The following is a 17,376-nucleotide window of genomic DNA, read 5'->3' on the forward strand; positions in this document are numbered from 1 at the left end:
AACGTATTGCTAAGGTTAATACATGCTCCTGTTGTTAGGGAGGCAGCACCTTATTTATTTTAAAATCTTACTTTGACAAACGAAATCTGATTTTGGAATTGTAGTTTTTGCGATAGCATTAAAACCACCTTCAATTTCGGTGAAGTTTCTAAATCCGCGTGCTTGTAATATCGATGCGGCTATCATACTTCTGTACCCACCAGCACAATGCAAATAAAAATGTTCTTTTGGATCGATATCTTTTACCCAGTCATTAATATAAGCCAATGGTTTGTTGTAAGCATCGTCTATATGTTCGGCACTGTATTCTGTTTCTTTACGAATGTCGATTACTTTATTTTCTTCAGGTTTGAATTCGTTTGCAAATTGATCAGGAGTAATTCTGTTTACAGTATCAATTTCATAACCTGCATTTTTCCATGCATTAAATCCACCTTCAACATTGACGCGATAATCGAAATCGAAACCTGACGCGGGCTTAATCGAGTCACAGTTTCTTCTTCTAATCCTATTTCGGTTACTAGTATAATAGGTTGTTTTACATCGGCAATTAAAGTACCTACCCAAGGGGCAAAATCTCCATTAATACCAATATTCACTGAATGTGGGATGAATCCTTTGCTAAAAACACCTATTTCTTGTGTCTAAAATTTAAGCACCAGTTTCTTTGGCTATAGCCTCGAAATTCATTTACTTTTATAGCTTTCATTCCATTGTGTAAAACACATTCAAAACTTTCGTAGCCACTTTTGTTCATTGCTACATTCATGCTAAAATAAGCAGGAGGAGGCAATAATCCATCAGTTACTTCAGTGATAAATTCGGCTTCAGTCATATTAGCACGTAAAGCATAATTGGTTGCTTTTTGGTTTCCAATAGTCGATACTGTTTCTTTGCTCATGTTTTTACCACAAGCACTTCCTGCACCATGAGCTGGATATACGATAACATCATCAGCCAAAGTCATTATTTTTGTTCGTAGCGATTAATAATATGCAGCCAATTGATCTTGTGTCATTCCAGCAGCTTTTTGAGCTAAATCAGGACGTCCTACATCTCCTATAAATAAAGTATCTCCAGAAAAAGAGCATAATCTTTCCCACTTTCATCTATTAACAAATAGGAAATATGGCAGCCAATTGATCTTGTGTCATTCCAGCAGCTTTTTGAGCTAAATCAGGACGTCCTACATCTCCTATAAATAAAGTATCTCCAGAAAAAAGAGCATAATCTTTCCCACTTTCATCTATTAACAAATAGGAAGTACTCTCCATTGTATGGCCAGGGGTGTGTAACGCTTTTATGGTTATGTTTCCTAGTTTAATTTCTGTCCGTCGGTTGCAGAAACACAATCGTATCCACATTCAGCATTTGGACCATAAATAATAGGTGCGCCAGTTTCTTTGCTTAAATCGACATGTCCAGAAACGAAATCGGCATGGAAATGAGTTTCGAAAATGTATTTTAGTTTTACCTGATCGCGATTTAAACGATCTAAGTAAGGTTGTATTTCTCTGAGCGGATCTATAATAGCAGCTTCTCCATTACAGGTAATGTAAGTACGCTCCTTGTGCTAAACATCCAGTATAAATTTGTTCAATTTTCATTGTTGTGTATTCTTAAATAATGTTTAGCAAAGGTAACTTTGTTTTTTTGGAAAATAAGTGACTAATGTTACAGATTTTTTTTTGAGCTAAAATTTGTTTTAGATTTTGCTATATAAGTAAATATTTGTTGGGTGTAATTGATTGAATTTTTATCTAACACATAGAAACATAGGATTTATTATAAGAAAGAATACAAAAAGAAATACATTTCTTTCACATAAGTACAGCTATGTGCATTGTAAATAAGTGAAGCGTCTACTTTTAGCTAAAAAAAGCTATGTTTCTATGTGTTAAATATTATATCCAAATATAATTCAAATTCTAATTTGCGTAAAGCTTGAATGAACTTATAGCACTTACATGCTTTTAAAATAATTAACTGTTTGGCTATTTTTGAAGTAGCTAAAAATTTTTACAAAGACAAGGCGATAAAGTTTTTTTTATGACATTAAATGTTAGTTTTAATAGGTAAATTTGCGAAACCTCATAATAAAATAATATACGCTAGTATGGAAGAAATGCTTTTTTATGACCGAATGCAGTTTGCATTTACAATAACCTTTCACTACCTCTTTCCGCAACTTACAATGGGACTTTCATTAATCATTGTATATTTTAAATGGAAAATACCTTCGAACAAATAACGAACAATACAATCACGCAACTCATTTTTGGATGAGAATCTTTGCATTGAATTTTGCAATGGGTGTGGTTACGGGAATACCAATGGAATTTCAGTTTGGAACCAATTGGGCTAAGTTCTCGGAATTAACTGGCGGAATTATAGGACAGACTCTCGCCATGGAAGGGATGTTTTCTTTTTTCTTAGAATTATCATTTCTCGGAATATTTTTATTTGGAGAAAAACTACTTGGGCATAAATGGCATTTTGTCACCGGATTATTGATATGTATTGGTTCATGGGCAAGTGGCTATTTAATTATTGCAACACATTCCTGGATGCAAAACCCTGTAGGATATGAAATTCTTGAAAACGGAAGGTTTGTATTAACCAATTTTAAAGCCTTATTTCTTAATCCTTGGTTATGGCCTTCTTATTTGCATAATCAGGCTGCATCTATGGTAACGAGCTCATTTGTTGTTGCAGGAATTGGTGCTTTTTATATTTTAAGTAAAGAAGTATCTTGCTTACGGGAAGTTATTCGTTAAGACCGGGGTCATTTTCGGATTGATTTCTTGTGTAATTGTAGCAGTTCCAACGGGTGATTTATTAGCGAAAAATGTTGTAAAATATCTCAAGCCAGTAACTTTTGCCGCGATGGAAGGGATTTTTGATACTGAGAAAAAAGGATCTGAAATTGTTCTTATAGGTCAGCCCGATGTAAAAGATAAAAAACTTGATAATAAAATAGCAGTACCAAATATCTTGAGTTTCTCTATAACATACGGAAGCTGGCATGAAGAAATTAAAGGATTAGATCAGTTTGACGAAAGTGTTCACCCAACTAATATCTCTGGATTGTATTATGCCTATCATATTATGGTAGGATTAGGAACGATATTTATTGGATTGATGGCTTTTGCTGTTTTTCAGCTATGCAGGAAAATCATTCGAAACCAAATGGATTTTATGGTCACTGCTTTTTATGCTTCCATTTCCATATATCGCTAACACTGCAGGATGGTATACAGCCGAATTAGGGCGTCAGCCTTGGTTGGTTTATAATTTATTGCGTACTGCCGAAGGTGGTTCACCAACAGTTTCTTCAGGGAATACGTTGTTTACATTGTTAGGATTTATAGGATTGTATCTTTTATTGGGCATGTTGTTTTTGCTTTTGGTTGGAAAAATCATCAATAAAGGACCTCACACAGAAAAAATATAATTATGGAATTTTTTTGGTATGTAGTTTTAATGGGAATTCTAGCCGTGTATATTGTATTAGACGGCTATGATTTTGGTGCAGGAATTATTCATTTATTTTTTGCGAAAACAGAAAAAGATAAAAAAGCAATAACAAATGCAATTGGTCCTTTTTGGGATGCTAATGAAGTATGGATTATTGCGGCTGGAGGAGTTTTGTTTTTTGCTTTTCCAATATTATATGCTTCTTCATTCAGTGGGTTTTATTTGCCATTGATTATGATTTTGTGGTTGCTTATTTTTAGAGCAATAGGACTCGAAATGCGAGGGCAAATTCATCATCCAATGTGGGAAGTGATTTGGGACAAAGCATTTGGAATTGCGAGTTTACTATTGGCTTTATTCTTCGGAATTGCTTTAGGAAATATAGTTCGTGGAGTGAATTTAGGAATGGTTGTTAATGGAGTTTCGACTCAAGAAGCTCATTTTTTCTTTTTGCCTTTGTGGAATCCTACTTTTAGTCCGCAAGCGAATGAATTAGGGATTATCGATTGGTTTACGTTGTTTCTGGGGATTGTGAGTGTAGTAGCTCTTACTATTCATGGAGCAAACTGGATTATCTTTAAAACCAATTCTTCATTAAATGAAAAACTTAAAAATGTAGTTTTTAAACTTAATATCGTATTGCTGATTTTGGTATTTATATCCTTGCAAATCTGGCATTTTATTGAGCCAAAACCATTTCATAATTTTATCGAAACGCCAATTTTATGGATATTCCCATTAATTACCTTTATTGGGATTATCGGTTTGTTTAAAGTACGCTCCTATAAAAAAGACGGATCTGGATTTGTATTCTCGACTTTATTTCTTGTTGGAGGTTTTGCTTCAACGGCAGTTTCAATTTTTCCAAATGTATTACCGTCAACAAATAATGTCAATCCTTCCTTAACGATTTACAATGCAGCAGCTCATGAATATGGGTTATCAGTAGGAATGAGTTGGTTTTTTATCGCTTTGGCTTTGGTAATTGTATATTTTGTAATTCAATATAAAGTATTCAGTGGTAAAATGGACGATATTGGGTATGGAGAGCATTAAGGGTTTTTAGCCACGAATATTAACGAATTGATTTAAATAGCCATCGGTTTTAATCGGTGGCTATTTGTTTTATTGCAACAGATTAAAGGATTTAAGAGATTATTTTACGATGTCTTTTAAAAAATTAACGAATGAATTTGAGTATTTTTCGAATTCCCATTTTCCATTTCCGTGCATACTGGTGTAAATTGGTGCGTCGTTGTTTGTGATAGCTGCGATGTCAATGCAATATGGGTCAGCACCAGCGTCAGCAATTACAATATAATTCGAAGGCCAATCAGTAAGGACTTCTGATGTCATTGAGTTAAATGAATAGCCATTTTGGGATTTGATTAAATCTTCTGCGCCATATAAATTCAATCCTTGAAAGAATTTTTCATCATCAATAAACACGTTGATTGGAGAATAGTTTTTAAGAAATAACAGATAATTTTCGGGTAGTTTCCATTTTTGTTCTATGGCTGAAATTTTGCTTTCGTCAGCAATAGCAAGCCAATCTGAAGGATTTGATAAATCTTGCTGCTTACTTCTTTCTATTTCTAATTTGGCATCTAGCTTAGAAACTGCTTTTTCTAACTCTGTTTTTGGATTTTTTAGCGACGGATGAAATCTTGGTTCTTTATAGCCTGAGCCTTGTCTGTATTCTTTGCTTTGCCAATCTAATAATTCATCAATCCTGAAGTTTTCAATTTTCCAATAACCTGGATCTTGTGGTAAATCACGGTCAAAAGGCTGTTTGCTGTGTGTGGCAATACTTTTGATGGCTTTTGCGCGAACTTCTGTTGGTAAGCTTCCGTTTTGAACTAACTCAATGAGTGATTTATATGCTTTTGGTCCTTTTGTTTTTATAAGTCCATCGATTCCCCAATAAGTGAGTTCGGGTTTTGTAATTGTAAATTCAAAGAAGTCAATATAATTTGTTTCATCTTTTTCTACAAGATCAATAATATCAGTCAATAAGAAATTCCTCCAATGTAGCATTTTGCCATTTTTAGAATATTGGATAAGAATTTCGATGACTTTCTCTATCAGTAGAGGAGAAGCTTTTTATTAGTTTGTCTTTTATATTAGAAAGTTTACTTCCATCATTTTCTGTAAATAAACTTTCTTCAAATTGTTCGATTGTTTTAGCCATAAGGTTGATTCGTAATATCAGTATCAAGTTAAATGTACTGAAAAAAGTTTCCTTAACCTCATTTTTATTCAATGATTTTTTTAGATACACTTCTAAACATAGCCTTAAAAAAACGTTTTTCATCTTAGTCAAAGTTTTAAACTTTGACTAAGATTACTCAACAAGTAAAACTAAAAAACTATCGGCTTGGGACTTCTTTTTAAAAAGAAAACTTCTTTTGTAATAATATAAAATCCCATAACAAGTACAAACCAGCCAAACATTGGTTTTAATTTCGTGCCGTCAATTCTTTTAGAAAGTTGTGTTCCTATGAGCATCCCTAAAAGTGCAATACCTGAGATTTCTAATAGGAAGGTATAATCTACGGGAGTTCCGATATATAAATCTCCTCCAAAACCAATAGAAGAATTTATGAAAATAATAAGCAGTGAAGTTCCTACGGCTTGCTTCATCGGTAGATTAGCAAAGAATATTAAGGCAGGAATGATCAAAAAACCTCCGCCAGCACCAAGAAAACCAGTTACAATTCCAACTATAAATCCAATTATACTTAGTTGGGTATAATTTGTTGTAGTCGTTTTTAGTTCTGGTTTGTTTTTTCGGATCATCGAGATGGCTGCTGTTATCATTAATATTGAAAAAATCAGCATGATTAAAAAATCCTTAGAAACAGTATAGGAAGCAATAGAAAATAATGTTGCTGCTATTTGAGGGAAAATTACTTCTCGTATAATCAATATGGAAATAACCGATGGAACAGCAAAATAAAGTGCTGATTTTAGTTTGAGATTCCCCATTTTATAATGGCTGTAACTCCCAAATAAAGCTGTTAAACCAACAATAAATAAAGAATATGTAGTTGCTTGCCCTGGATTTATCTTAAACAAATAAACTAAAATTGGAATTGTAAGTATAGATCCTCCACCGCCAATTAAGCCTAATGATATTCCTATGATAATTGAAGCAAAATAACCTAAATATTCCATTGATTTTTGTTTTGATACAAAGGTTGTTTCTTAAAACGTAAGGCACAGTAACATTTATCACATAAGAAGTTTTATTATTTTATCCACAGATTTCACAGATAAAATGGATTTTTGTTGTTTGATTTCGCAAGAGATGGGGCAAAGACAAAAAACTTCTTTTTATTTGAATCTACTATAGCTTTTAATTGAGCTAATTTAGATTTAGCGAGCTCATTTTTGCTAAAAAAATAATCATTGAAAATCTTTTAATCTGTGGCAAATAAATTTATTTTAAAAGTTCAATTTGGTTTTGATTAAGTTTTACCAAACCGCGTTGTTCCATTTTTTTTAATAAGCGTGAAATTACTTCTCTTGATGTATTGAGTTCAGTAGCAATTTCCTGATGAGATGCTTTTAATTCGGAACAGCCACAAGCATCTTTATGGCGCTTGAGATAAAATTCTAAGCGTTCATCCATGGATCGAAAAGCGATACTATCTACAACTTCTAGAACTTCTTCAAATCGGTTTCTGTATGTTTCTATTACAAACTCGTACCAGCTGCGGTGTTCCATCATCCATTTATCCATTAAGTTTAGTGGAATCATGACTACTGAAACATCTTCGACTACTTTAGCCATAATTTGGCTTTTTTCGCTCTTAGTGGCGCAAATCATCGATATAGCACAAGCCTGTCCTGGCTGTAAGTAGTACATAAAAAACTCACCGCCATCTTCGCCTTCACGATATATTTTGATTTTGCCTTTAGTTATTAGAACGGTATTTTTTATGTATTGCCCAGTTCGCATTAATATTGTTCCAGCTTCTGAATCCTGTATAGTAGCATTGCTTTCGATAGCTGAAATTAATTCATTAGAGAAATTTGGAAAAATATTTTTTAAAGGGTTTTGCATTGAGTTGATTTTTTAAACACTAAGAAGAGTTTTTTACCATTAAGATATTAAGAAAAATTAAGACTACTGCTTAATGAAGCTTAACCTCTTAATGGTGAAATTTTAAAAACTCTATATATTGAAATTTATTTTTTTTGCCACAAATTTCACTAATTAATTTGTTTTGATTTATGAAACTTGATTTGTATTTTTTTATTAAATTGACTTTTAAAACTATAATTTATTACAAATATAGCCGATTATTATGGTATTAATTAGATGAAGATTATGTTTAACAGCCAATTTGCGCAAATAATAATATCCTATTTTCTATGGGTTTTGTAGACTATATTTTAAAAAATAATTTGTAGAAGCTAGAATTCATTGATTATTATATGTTTGCTAAAACGTTTTCTATGAATTATAATATAATTTGCAAATACAGGGTTTCTTGTTTGCTAAAAACGTTGTAATTTTACCTAAAAATACGATATCATGAATTTATCACAAGAAGATTGGGTAGCTCAGTTTGAAGCTGACGAAAATGCAGTTATACTTGATGTAAGAACTGAAGACGAATATAATGATGGCTATATAGAAAATGCTCTTAATATTGATATCAATAAAGGACAGGCTTTTATATATGAGCTAGAAGAATTAGATAAAAATAAAAACTATTATGTGTATTGCCGTTCTGGAGCCAGAAGTGCTAAAGCATGCCAAATAATGAATGAGATGGGGTTTGATAACGCCTACAATTTATTAGGAGGAATACTGGCCTGGGAAGGAGATACTGTAACACCATAAACAAAAAAGAGGCGCGTGCCTCTTTTTTGTTTTATAAAAACTAATAACCAAAAACTAAAATAACCAAATAATGAATTTTATACCAGAGGAATACCAAATAAATACTCCGTTGGTACAGGATACCTATCTTGTAAATGGAGAATTAAAAAAATGGACAGGACAAACCACACCTGTATTTTCTACAATTTCTTCTACCGAAAAATATACACCAACTTTATTGGGATCTATTCCTTTTATGGGAGAAACAGAAGCTATGGAAGTGGTTGAGTCAGCAACTACGGCTTACAACAAAGGACAAGGTTTATGGCCTACAATGAAAGTTGTGGATCGAATAAAATGTATGGAGAATTTTGTTTCTCAAATGAAAACTACCCGCGCCGAAGTTGTAAAATTATTGATGTGGGAAATCGGAAAATCATTAGGAGATTCTGAGAAAGAATTTGATAGAACAGTAGAGTATATTTATGATACAATCGAAAGTTATAAAGAGTTAAATACAAGAGGAGCAAGTTTCTCTAAAGTACAAGGTATAAATGCCATGGTACGAAGAGGACCACTAGGAGTTGTATTGTGTCTTGGCCCTTATAATTATCCACTGAATGAAACATTTTCATTACTTATTCCCGCATTGATTATGGGGAATCCTGTAATCTTTAAACCAGCAAAGCATGGTGTTTTATTGTTGTCTCCTTTATTAGAAGCTTTTAGAAGCAGCTTTCCAAAAGGGGTAATCAATATTGTATATGGTAGAGGCAGAGAGGTAGCATCGCCAATTATGAAATCTGGGAAAGTCGATATTTTGGCTTTAATCGGAAATAGTAAATCGGCTATTGCTTTGCAAGATCAGCATCCGAATAAAAACAGACTACGTTTAGTGTTAGGATTGGAAGCAAAAAATCCTGCAATAATTTTACCAGATGCCGATTTAGATTTGGCTATACAGGAATGTATAACAGGAACATTGTCGTTTAACGGACAACGTTGTACAGCCTTGAAGATTTTATATGTACACGAATCTATAGCTGAAGAATTTAATAAACGCTTTTCAGCAAAAGTAGATGCTTTGGTTTTTGGGAATCCGTGGGATAAATCGGTTTCACTAACGCCACTTCCAGAGCCAGAAAAACCACATTATATACAGGAATTAATTCATGACGCAACACATAAGGGAGCAAAAATAATTAATGAAAAAGGAGGATTGCATACAGAGAATTATATATTCCCTGCCGTTTTATTTCCTATAAATAAAAAAATGCGTGTATATCACGAAGAACAATTTGGACCAGTTGTGCCAATCTTAACTTTTAAGGATATTCAAGAACCTTTAAACGATATGGCTGAGTCTAATTATGGACAACAAGTAAGTTTATTTGGTAAAGACATCAAAACTATTGCACCACTTATTGATACATTGGTAAATTTAGTGTGCAGAGTAAACCTGAATAGTTCTTGCCAAAGAGGACCAGATGTTTTCCCATTTACAGGCCGTAAAGATTCGGCTGTAGGAACCTTAAGTATTCACGATGCATTGCGTTCGTTCTCTATTAGAACCTTCGTAGCATCAAAAGATAATGATTACAATAATGCCATTTTGCAAGAATTATTAAATAGTAAAGAATCGAATTTTATAAATACCGATTATATCTTGTAGTAGCTATTTTTTAATGTTTAAAGCCGTCTTAGTCCTTTTGGAATAAGGCGGTTTTTTTGTTCTTATTATATAAAGAGATTTTGTTTATTTGTAGTATTTTTGTTTCAAAATAATTTATCTAATTACAAAAAAATATGAAAAAAATTACATTAATTTTTGTTTCTTTATTTTCAGTACAATCTTGGTCACAGTCAGATCAAAAAATGTGGCTCCAAAAGAATAAATACGATTCGGCTATTTCTTACTTTAATAAAAATGAATTTGATGTAGCAGCAGACTTATTTTTATTTGCTTATAAAATAAAACCAGATTCTGAATTAGGAAAAATTTCTAAAAATAAATTTGATTCATTAAAACCAGTTATCAGAAAAAAACTAATCGATAAATTGGTTGGAACATGGAAAATGAACGGGAATATTCCGAGTTGGTCACAGAGGAATTTAAAGAGGGATAAGATTGAAAATGAGTTGATGATTATTGATTCAGATAAAATCTCGTATTATTTGCAAAATAATAGTACGAAAGAAATGAAACTGATTAAAAGTGAAGCGATTGTTTTTTATGATTCTTTTGAAAAAAATAACCATGTAACAGAAGTTTTGACTTCGGATATGCGATTATGGAGTTATTGTCTAGATGAAGATTTAAAAAATCTTCGAGCTATTAATACTGGTAAAGTAACTGCTACAGGCAAAACCAAAATTGATTTAAATAATGAAGAAATATATTACGAACGAATCAATTAGAATGGAAGGGATTCAATAGTATAAAATTTAAGTCTATTTAAAACCGTTTTACCCCTCTTGGAATAAGGCGGTTTTTTGTTTAATTTAGAAAGTATTTCTGTTGATCTAATTTCAAAATATTTATTTTGATGAAAATATAATAGGATAAATTTGAAAAATAATTGTAACAATGCAATAACATTTAAAACTAATATTTTAGGAATACGATTTATAATTATTCAAAACCAATTACCAATTATGAAAAGAAGAATACCCCAATTGTTATTATTTGCATTTGTATGCTTAGCGCAATATAGTTTTGCGCAGGAATTGTATATGCCAAGAAATATTAAAGAAGCGTACAAAAATGGAAACTCGCTCAATGGACGGGGAAACCTGAAAAAAATATTGGCAGAATCATGGTAAATATACAATAGATTTAATAGTAAATCCAGATACTAAAATCGTAAGCGGAACAGAAACTATTATTTATGAAAATAATAGCAACGATACATTAAAACATTTACCTATTCGGTTTGTAAATAATCTTCATAAACCGTCTTCACCAAGAAGTGGAAGTGTTAGTGATGATTTTTTGAGTAATGGATTAACAATTACATCGCTAATAATCGAAGGTGAAACGTATAAAGAAGATGGAAGAAGCTGGGGAACAGTAGAGAGTGTTCAAATGAATAAACCGATGCTTCCTCATTCTAAAATCACGATTAATATCGATTGGAATTATCCTTTATCTAAAGAAAGTGGAAGGGAAGGACAAATAGATAATACAACATTCTTTGTAGCTTATAGCTATCCTCGTGTTACAGTTTTAGATGATTATAATGGATGGGATATGTTGCCGCATACAGACCGTCAAGAATTTTATAATGATTTCAATGATTATGTATATTCTGTAAAGGCACCTAAAAATTATGTGGTTTATGGAACAGGAGATTTATTGAATCCAGATGAGGTTTTACAACCGGAATTTTCAGCGCGATTAAAACAATCCTATATTACAGATACTATTTTGCATATAGCAAATGAACAAGAGATGAAAAGTGGTCTGGTTACCAAACAGAACGATTGGAATATTTGGAAATTTGAAGCTAAAAACATTTCAGATGTTTGTTTTGGATTAAGCGATCATTATTTATGGGATGCAAGTAGTGTTGTTGTAGATAATAAAACAAATCGCCGTGCAAGTGTTCAGGCTGCTTATGATATAAAAGGAACTGATTTTGTTGTTTCTGTAAAAAATAACAGATATGCATTAGATTGGTTTTCGAATAATTGGCCAGCTAATCCCTTATCCATTTTCTAAAATGACTGCCTTTCAAGGTTTTGCTGATATGGAATACCCAATGATGTGTAATGACTCTCAAATGGGAGATCCCATTTTTGCACAATTGGTTCAGGATCATGAAGTAGCACATTCTTATTTCCCTTTTTATATGGGGACAAACGAAACGCGTTATGCATTTATGGATGAAGGTTGGGCTACTACATTCGAATATTTAATAGGTATATCGCAACGAGGCAAAGAAGCTGCAGATGAGTTTTATAAAAAATTTAGAGTAAATAAATACATCAATGATCCATCTGCAGAACAAGATCAGCCAATAATATCAATGTCAACACAAGTTTCAGGTGTTGGATATAGCAATAATTCCTATAGTAAATCATCATTGTCTTATTTGGCTTTAAAAGATTTACTTGGTGACGATCTTTTCAAAAAATCATTACATGCTTATATGGATAATTGGAACGGTAAACACCCAATTCCGTGGGATTATTTTAATTCATTTAATAGTGCTTCTGGGAAAAATTTAAATTGGTTTTTTACTAATTGGTTTTTTACGAATAACTATATTGATATTGTTTTAGATAAAGTAGATACTAAAGCCAAGAAAACTATTGTAACGATTAAGAATAAAGGCGGATTTGCAATTCCTTTTGATTTAAATGTTGTTTATACAGATAATACAAATGAGACATTGCACCAAACACCTGCAATATGGGAAACTAACCAAAAAAATGCTAAGGTTACTTTTAATGCCGCTAAAAAAATCAAATCGATTACTGTCGATGGAGGGATTTTTGTAGATGCAACACCAAGCAATAATACCTGGATAGCTAAATAATAATTTTAGATTTATATAAATAAAAACCGTCTGATTCTATAAAGAAAGAGACGGTTTTTGTTTTATAATAGGCTTTATTTTTATCGTGTAAAAACCAAATGATTGCCTTTTGAAAGATTTGCATCAAAATGATATCCTTCATAGTTAAAACCTTTTAAATCATCAATAGTTTCGGCATTGGTATCTATAATGTAACGTACCATCATTCCTCTTGCTTTCTTAGCGAAGAAACTAATTATTTTAAGCTTTCCATCTTTGTAATCTTTAAAGTCGGGAGTAATTACAGGAACTTTTAGGGCTTTAACATCTACAGCTGAGAAATATTCATTACTTGCAAGGTTTACAAATAGCTCCTCTTTTTTAAGTTCTTTATTTAAAGTTTTTGTAACAGTTTCTTTCCAATATTCATATAGATTTTTTGCTTCGCCAATAGGTAATTTTGTTCCCATTTCTAATCGGTAAGCCTGAATTAAATCCAATGGCTTTAAAATGCCATATAAGCCAGATAATATGCGTAGTTTATCTTGTAGAACATCTAGTTTTTCTACAGGAATTGTATAAGCATCTAAGCCAGTATATACATCACCATAAAAAGTAAATATTGCTGGGCGGGCATTTTCGGGAGTAAAAAGGAGTTTTCCATTCCTGATTACGTTCCCAGTTTAGTTGAGCCAATTTATCTGAAATATGCATTAATTCAGATAATTCGGAAGGTTTTTTTTGTTTTAAAACTTTATGAACTTGTCTGGCTTCTTTTAGTAAGCTAGCTTCAGTATATTGAGAAGTTGGTAATTCTTTTTCGAAATTTAAAGACTTTGCAGGCGATATAACAATTTTCATTTTCTACTTTTTTGTACAATATCAAAAGTACAAATAGAAATCAAAAAAATAATGGATATGGATTGATTTGTTTGATACTAATATAGATCTATTATATCAATGAATATAAAACAGGTAGAAACAATTTTATTTATATCTGTTTTTTTTTATAAAAATTAGTTTTAATGAAATTATATAGCTGGAAATGCTAAAAAACAAAAAAAGTGTGCTTTAGATTATAAAAGGCGTATAGTATGTTGTAAATTTGCGCATGGTAAAATTATCTATATATTATTTTACTGTTATTTTATAAAAATTAGAGAATTCGTGGCTAAAAAAATAAATTATAAAGGGGCTTGCAAAATAAAATTTTCGAAATTATTTCGCAAGCTTCTCAAGAACTTAATGTAGAAAGTTACGTAATTGGAGGGTTTGTAAGAGACTTGCTTTTAAATCGGGATTCCAAAAAAGACATTGATGTAGTTGCTGTAGGAAGTGGAATAGAATTGGCATTAAAAGTTTCAGAATTATTACCAAAACAACCAAAAGTGCAGGTTTTTAAAACATACGGAACAGCAATGTTGCGTTTTGAAGATACCGAAATTGAATTTGTTGGAGCACGAAAGGAGTCCTATCATTTTGAAAGTCGTAATCCTGTTGTAGAGAACGGGGACGCTTCAGGACGACCAAAACCGTTGTGATTTGACTATAAATGCATTAGCATTATCTTTGAATAATGATACTTTCGGAGATTTATCAGATCCTTTTGATGGATTAACCGATTTAGAAAATAAAATCATTAAAACTCCTTTGGATCCAGATATTACTTTTTCTGATGATCCATTACGTATGTTGCGTGCTATTCGATTCGCAAATCAACTAGGATTTGAAATTGAAGAAAATTCATTGAAATCAATTACTAAAAATGCGGAGCGAATCAATATCATTTCGGGTGAGCGAATTGTCGATGAATTAAATAAAATTCTTTCTACAGATAAACCTTCAATTGGTTTTTTATTATTGTTTCAAACAGGGCTTCTAGATATTATTTTGCCTGAATTAACAGCTTTGAATCAAGTAGAAGAAATAGAAGGGCACACACATAAGAATAACTTTTATCATTCACTAGAGGTTGTCGATAATATTTGCCCAAATACCGATGATGTTTGGTTGCGTTGGTCGGCTTTATTGCATGATATTGGAAAAGCACCAACGAAACGTTTTAACAAAAAACAAGGCTGGACATTTCACGGACATGAGTTTTTAGGTGGAAAAATGGTCAAAAAGATATTTGAGCGTTTGCATATGCCATTGAATAACAAAATGAAGTTTGTGCAAAAGATGGTTATCATGAGTTCACGACCAATTGTGTTATCACAAGATATTGTGACAGATAGTGCTGTTCGTCGTTTAGTTTTTTGATGCCGGTGAAGATGTAGAGAATTTAATGACTTTATGTGAAGCAGATATTACAACCAAAAATCCTGGGTAAATTCAAAAAATACCATAAAAATTTTGAAATTGTACGAAGGAAAATCGTTGAGGTTGAAGAACGAGATCATGTTCAAATTTCAACCACCAATTTTGGGATAGATTATGGAAATCTATAATTTAAAGCCATCTAAAGAAATCGGAATGCTAAAAGAAGCTATAAAAGAAGCTATCCTTGAAGGAGAAATTCCCAAATGAATATGAAGCAGCGTATGAATTTATGCTGAAAAAAGGAGAAAAGTTGGGACTGAAAAAAGTTTCAAAGTAAATGAGGTTCTAAGTTGCAAAGGCTAAAGGCTGATGTGTAAAAAATATAGTAGCGAACTTTTAAAGTTTATTTATTAACCCAAAATAGAGACTCTGTAACTTTGCGGCTTTGCAATTTTGCATCTAGAAAAAAATGAAAAGAGAAAATAAATCAGTAATCATTTGGCTTTTGTCAGGATGTTTTTTATTGTTTTTAATGGTTGTTGTAGGAGGGATTACCCGATTAACAAATTCAGGATTATCAATGACCGATTGGCACTTGGTAACAGATACTTTTCCGCCTATGAGTGAGGCAAAGTGGAATGAGGCTTTTGAGCAATATAAAAAGTTTCCAGAATATCAAAAGATAAATATTCATAATGATTTTCAGCTTTCAGATTATAAAATGATTTATTTCTGGGAATGGTTTCACCGTTTCATCGGGCGTATCATTGGACTGGTTTTCTTTATTCCTTTTGTTTATTTTTTAATCAAGAAGAAATTAGACAGTTCTACAATAAAAAAATGCATTGTTCTTCTGGCAATGGGCGTTTTCAAGGTTTCTTAGGATGGTTTATGGTACGAAGTGGCTTAATTGATAATCCAGATGTAAGTCATTTCAGGCTTTCACTGCATTTAACTTTTGCTTTTGTAACTTTTGCTTACACATTATGGGTGGCGCTGGATTTAATTTATCCTGAAAGAAATAGAATTACCATTAATGTCACTCTTCGTAACATTGCTAGGATAGCTTTGATTTTTCTTTTGATACAAATAATTTATGGAGGATTTGTAGCGGGATTAAATGCAGGATTAATTCACAATCATTGGCCATTAATGAGCGATGGAGAATTTATTCATGACTCCGTTTTCATTGAGCAACCAACACTTATTAAAAATTTAATAGAAGGTAAAAGTGGAGTGCAGTTTGTACACCGAACTTTTGCTTATGTAGTTGTTGCTATTATACTCTTTTTATACTTTAAAAGCACACAATTTGCTCTTAACAAGACGCAATCTACAGGGATTAAAATATTAGTTGTTTTTGTGTTTTTGCAATTTATTTTAGGCATTTTTACACTTTTATATCATGTACCACTTGCGTTAGGTTTGATTCATCAAATAATGGCATTTTTCCTTTTAAGTGCAATGACATACACATTACATAGATTAAGTAAATAAATAATAATTTTTATTTGTAAATTACACTGACTATATTGTCGTAACTTTTTTGTTTACAAAAACATGGATGTCTAAACTTGCTGCACAAGATAAATTTTATGATTTGTCAGATTATGGAAGACCTTTTGGAAGGTTTTTTGCAAAAAAGTTACAAAATACACGATTTACACCTATAAGATGTAACCTTGCTTTTTGGAATTTCGGGGTTAGTTGCGATTTATTGTATCCTGAAAAGTATTTTTATTGGGCAGGTTTTTTTATAATATTAAAATCTATTATTGATGCTGCCGATGGAGAATTGGCACGTATAAAAAATACACCGTCATATACGGGAAGATACCTTGATAGCATATTTGATATTATTTTGAATTTCTTGTTCTTAATAAGTATCTGTTATGTTTCTAATACAACTCTGCCTATTACAATCCTCGCCTTTCTATGTATACAGTTACAAGGTACATTATACAATTATTATTATGTGATTCTGCGGAATAAATCAATAGGAGGAGATACAACAAGTAAGATCTTTGAAGATAAAATTCCTAAAGCTTTACCAGGAGAAAATCAAAAATCAGTTATTATCTTGCATCAGGTCTATATTATCGTATATGGGATTTTTGATAAAATAATCCACACACTTGATAATGATGCGTATAAGGTTAAAACGTTTCCGAATTGGTTTATGACCTTCGTTTCTTTATACGGTTTAGGGTTAGGTGCTGCCTCCCTAACAACAGGAGCATGTATTAACCTTAGCAATACTATGAAGTTCAAATGTTAACATAA

Annotated in this window: 9 protein-coding genes and 6 pseudogenes; 9 read left to right on the forward strand and 6 right to left on the reverse strand. The window is 31.9% G+C overall.

Annotated features, from left to right (window positions below):
* Positions 1-54 precede the first annotated feature (54 nt).
* A pseudogene (locus AC1RYN_RS00005) lies at positions 55-1,607 on the reverse strand (MBL fold metallo-hydrolase).
* 509 nt (positions 1,608-2,116) lie between these two features.
* Between AC1RYN_RS00005 and AC1RYN_RS00010 the strand changes: the two are divergent.
* Positions 2,117-3,454 (forward strand): annotated as a pseudogene (locus tag AC1RYN_RS00010) (cytochrome ubiquinol oxidase subunit I).
* A gap of 2 nt (positions 3,455-3,456) precedes the next feature.
* Positions 3,457-4,533, forward strand: coding sequence for a cytochrome d ubiquinol oxidase subunit II (gene cydB / locus AC1RYN_RS00015; RefSeq protein WP_481805332.1), 1,077 nt, complete (start codon positions 3,457-3,459; stop codon positions 4,531-4,533).
* A gap of 99 nt (positions 4,534-4,632) precedes the next feature.
* Here cydB and AC1RYN_RS00020 read toward each other — a convergent pair whose 3' ends face one another.
* The 4 genes from AC1RYN_RS00020 to AC1RYN_RS00035 all read right to left on the reverse strand — a co-directional run bounded on the left by AC1RYN_RS00020 (position 4,633) and on the right by AC1RYN_RS00035 (position 7,546).
* Positions 4,633-5,514: an SMI1/KNR4 family protein gene (locus AC1RYN_RS00020; protein WP_481805333.1), complete on the reverse strand. Its 882-nt coding sequence runs from the start codon at positions 5,512-5,514 to the stop codon at positions 4,633-4,635.
* 10 nt (positions 5,515-5,524) lie between these two features.
* A complete protein-coding gene (locus AC1RYN_RS00025; protein ID WP_481805334.1) occupies positions 5,525-5,791 on the reverse strand; it encodes a hypothetical protein in 267 nt (88 codons plus the stop codon).
* A gap of 47 nt (positions 5,792-5,838) precedes the next feature.
* Complete coding sequence (locus AC1RYN_RS00030) at positions 5,839-6,654, reverse strand: sulfite exporter TauE/SafE family protein (protein ID WP_481805335.1); 816 nt, start codon at positions 6,652-6,654, stop codon at positions 5,839-5,841.
* 265 nt (positions 6,655-6,919) lie between these two features.
* The gene (locus AC1RYN_RS00035; protein WP_481805336.1) at positions 6,920-7,546 is read right to left on the reverse strand and encodes a Crp/Fnr family transcriptional regulator; all 627 of its coding nucleotides are present in this window, start codon (positions 7,544-7,546) and stop codon (positions 6,920-6,922) included.
* A gap of 474 nt (positions 7,547-8,020) precedes the next feature.
* Here AC1RYN_RS00035 and AC1RYN_RS00040 point away from each other — a divergent pair, with 474 nt between their 5' ends.
* The 4 genes and pseudogenes from AC1RYN_RS00040 to AC1RYN_RS00055 all read left to right on the forward strand — a co-directional run bounded on the left by AC1RYN_RS00040 (position 8,021) and on the right by AC1RYN_RS00055 (position 12,852).
* The gene (locus AC1RYN_RS00040) at positions 8,021-8,332 is read left to right on the forward strand and encodes a rhodanese-like domain-containing protein (RefSeq protein WP_129539409.1); all 312 of its coding nucleotides are present in this window, start codon (positions 8,021-8,023) and stop codon (positions 8,330-8,332) included.
* Positions 8,333-8,402: 70 nt separating this feature from the next.
* On the forward strand, positions 8,403-9,983 hold the full coding sequence (locus tag AC1RYN_RS00045; RefSeq protein WP_481805337.1) for an NADP-dependent glyceraldehyde-3-phosphate dehydrogenase: 1,581 nt from the start codon (positions 8,403-8,405) through the stop codon (positions 9,981-9,983).
* A 134-nt stretch (positions 9,984-10,117) separates the two neighbouring features.
* Positions 10,118-10,729 carry a hypothetical protein gene (locus AC1RYN_RS00050; protein ID WP_481805338.1) on the forward strand — a complete coding sequence of 204 codons (612 nt, stop codon included), beginning with the start codon at positions 10,118-10,120 and terminating at the stop codon, positions 10,727-10,729.
* A 237-nt stretch (positions 10,730-10,966) separates the two neighbouring features.
* Positions 10,967-12,852: pseudogene (locus AC1RYN_RS00055) on the forward strand (M1 family metallopeptidase).
* A gap of 80 nt (positions 12,853-12,932) precedes the next feature.
* Here AC1RYN_RS00055 and yaaA read toward each other — a convergent pair.
* A pseudogene (gene yaaA / locus AC1RYN_RS00060) lies at positions 12,933-13,692 on the reverse strand (peroxide stress protein YaaA).
* Positions 13,693-14,010: 318 nt separating this feature from the next.
* On the opposite strand from yaaA, the pseudogene AC1RYN_RS00065 reads away from it, so the two are divergent.
* The 3 genes and pseudogenes from AC1RYN_RS00065 (at position 14,011) to AC1RYN_RS00075 (ending at position 17,371) form a co-directional block, all read left to right on the forward strand.
* Positions 14,011-15,430: pseudogene (locus AC1RYN_RS00065) on the forward strand (CCA tRNA nucleotidyltransferase).
* A 195-nt stretch (positions 15,431-15,625) separates the two neighbouring features.
* Positions 15,626-16,590 (forward strand): annotated as a pseudogene (locus AC1RYN_RS00070) (COX15/CtaA family protein).
* A 67-nt stretch (positions 16,591-16,657) separates the two neighbouring features.
* Positions 16,658-17,371 carry a CDP-alcohol phosphatidyltransferase family protein gene (locus AC1RYN_RS00075; RefSeq protein ID WP_481805339.1) on the forward strand — a complete coding sequence of 238 codons (714 nt, stop codon included), beginning with the start codon at positions 16,658-16,660 and terminating at the stop codon, positions 17,369-17,371.
* Positions 17,372-17,376: the final 5 nt, after the last annotated feature.

It is taken from the genome of Flavobacterium sp. TC780, from assembly GCF_056783245.1.

Excerpts from the sequence above, each read along its gene's own strand:
- AC1RYN_RS00045 (WP_481805337.1), top strand. The coding sequence starts at position 8,403 with ATGAATTTTATACCAGAGGAATACCAAATAAATACTCCGTTGGTACAG.
- AC1RYN_RS00075 (WP_481805339.1), top strand. The coding sequence starts at position 16,658 with ATGTCTAAACTTGCTGCACAAGATAAATTTTATGATTTGTCAGATTAT.
- AC1RYN_RS00025 (WP_481805334.1), bottom strand. The coding sequence starts at position 5,791 with ATGAAAAACGTTTTTTTAAGGCTATGTTTAGAAGTGTATCTAAAAAAA.
- AC1RYN_RS00030 (WP_481805335.1), bottom strand. The coding sequence starts at position 6,654 with ATGGAATATTTAGGTTATTTTGCTTCAATTATCATAGGAATATCATTA.
- AC1RYN_RS00040 (WP_129539409.1), top strand. The coding sequence starts at position 8,021 with ATGAATTTATCACAAGAAGATTGGGTAGCTCAGTTTGAAGCTGACGAA.
- AC1RYN_RS00020 (WP_481805333.1), bottom strand. The coding sequence starts at position 5,514 with ATGCTACATTGGAGGAATTTCTTATTGACTGATATTATTGATCTTGTA.
- cydB (WP_481805332.1), top strand. The coding sequence starts at position 3,457 with ATGGAATTTTTTTGGTATGTAGTTTTAATGGGAATTCTAGCCGTGTAT.
- AC1RYN_RS00050 (WP_481805338.1), top strand. The coding sequence starts at position 10,118 with ATGAAAAAAATTACATTAATTTTTGTTTCTTTATTTTCAGTACAATCT.
- AC1RYN_RS00035 (WP_481805336.1), bottom strand. The coding sequence starts at position 7,546 with ATGCAAAACCCTTTAAAAAATATTTTTCCAAATTTCTCTAATGAATTA.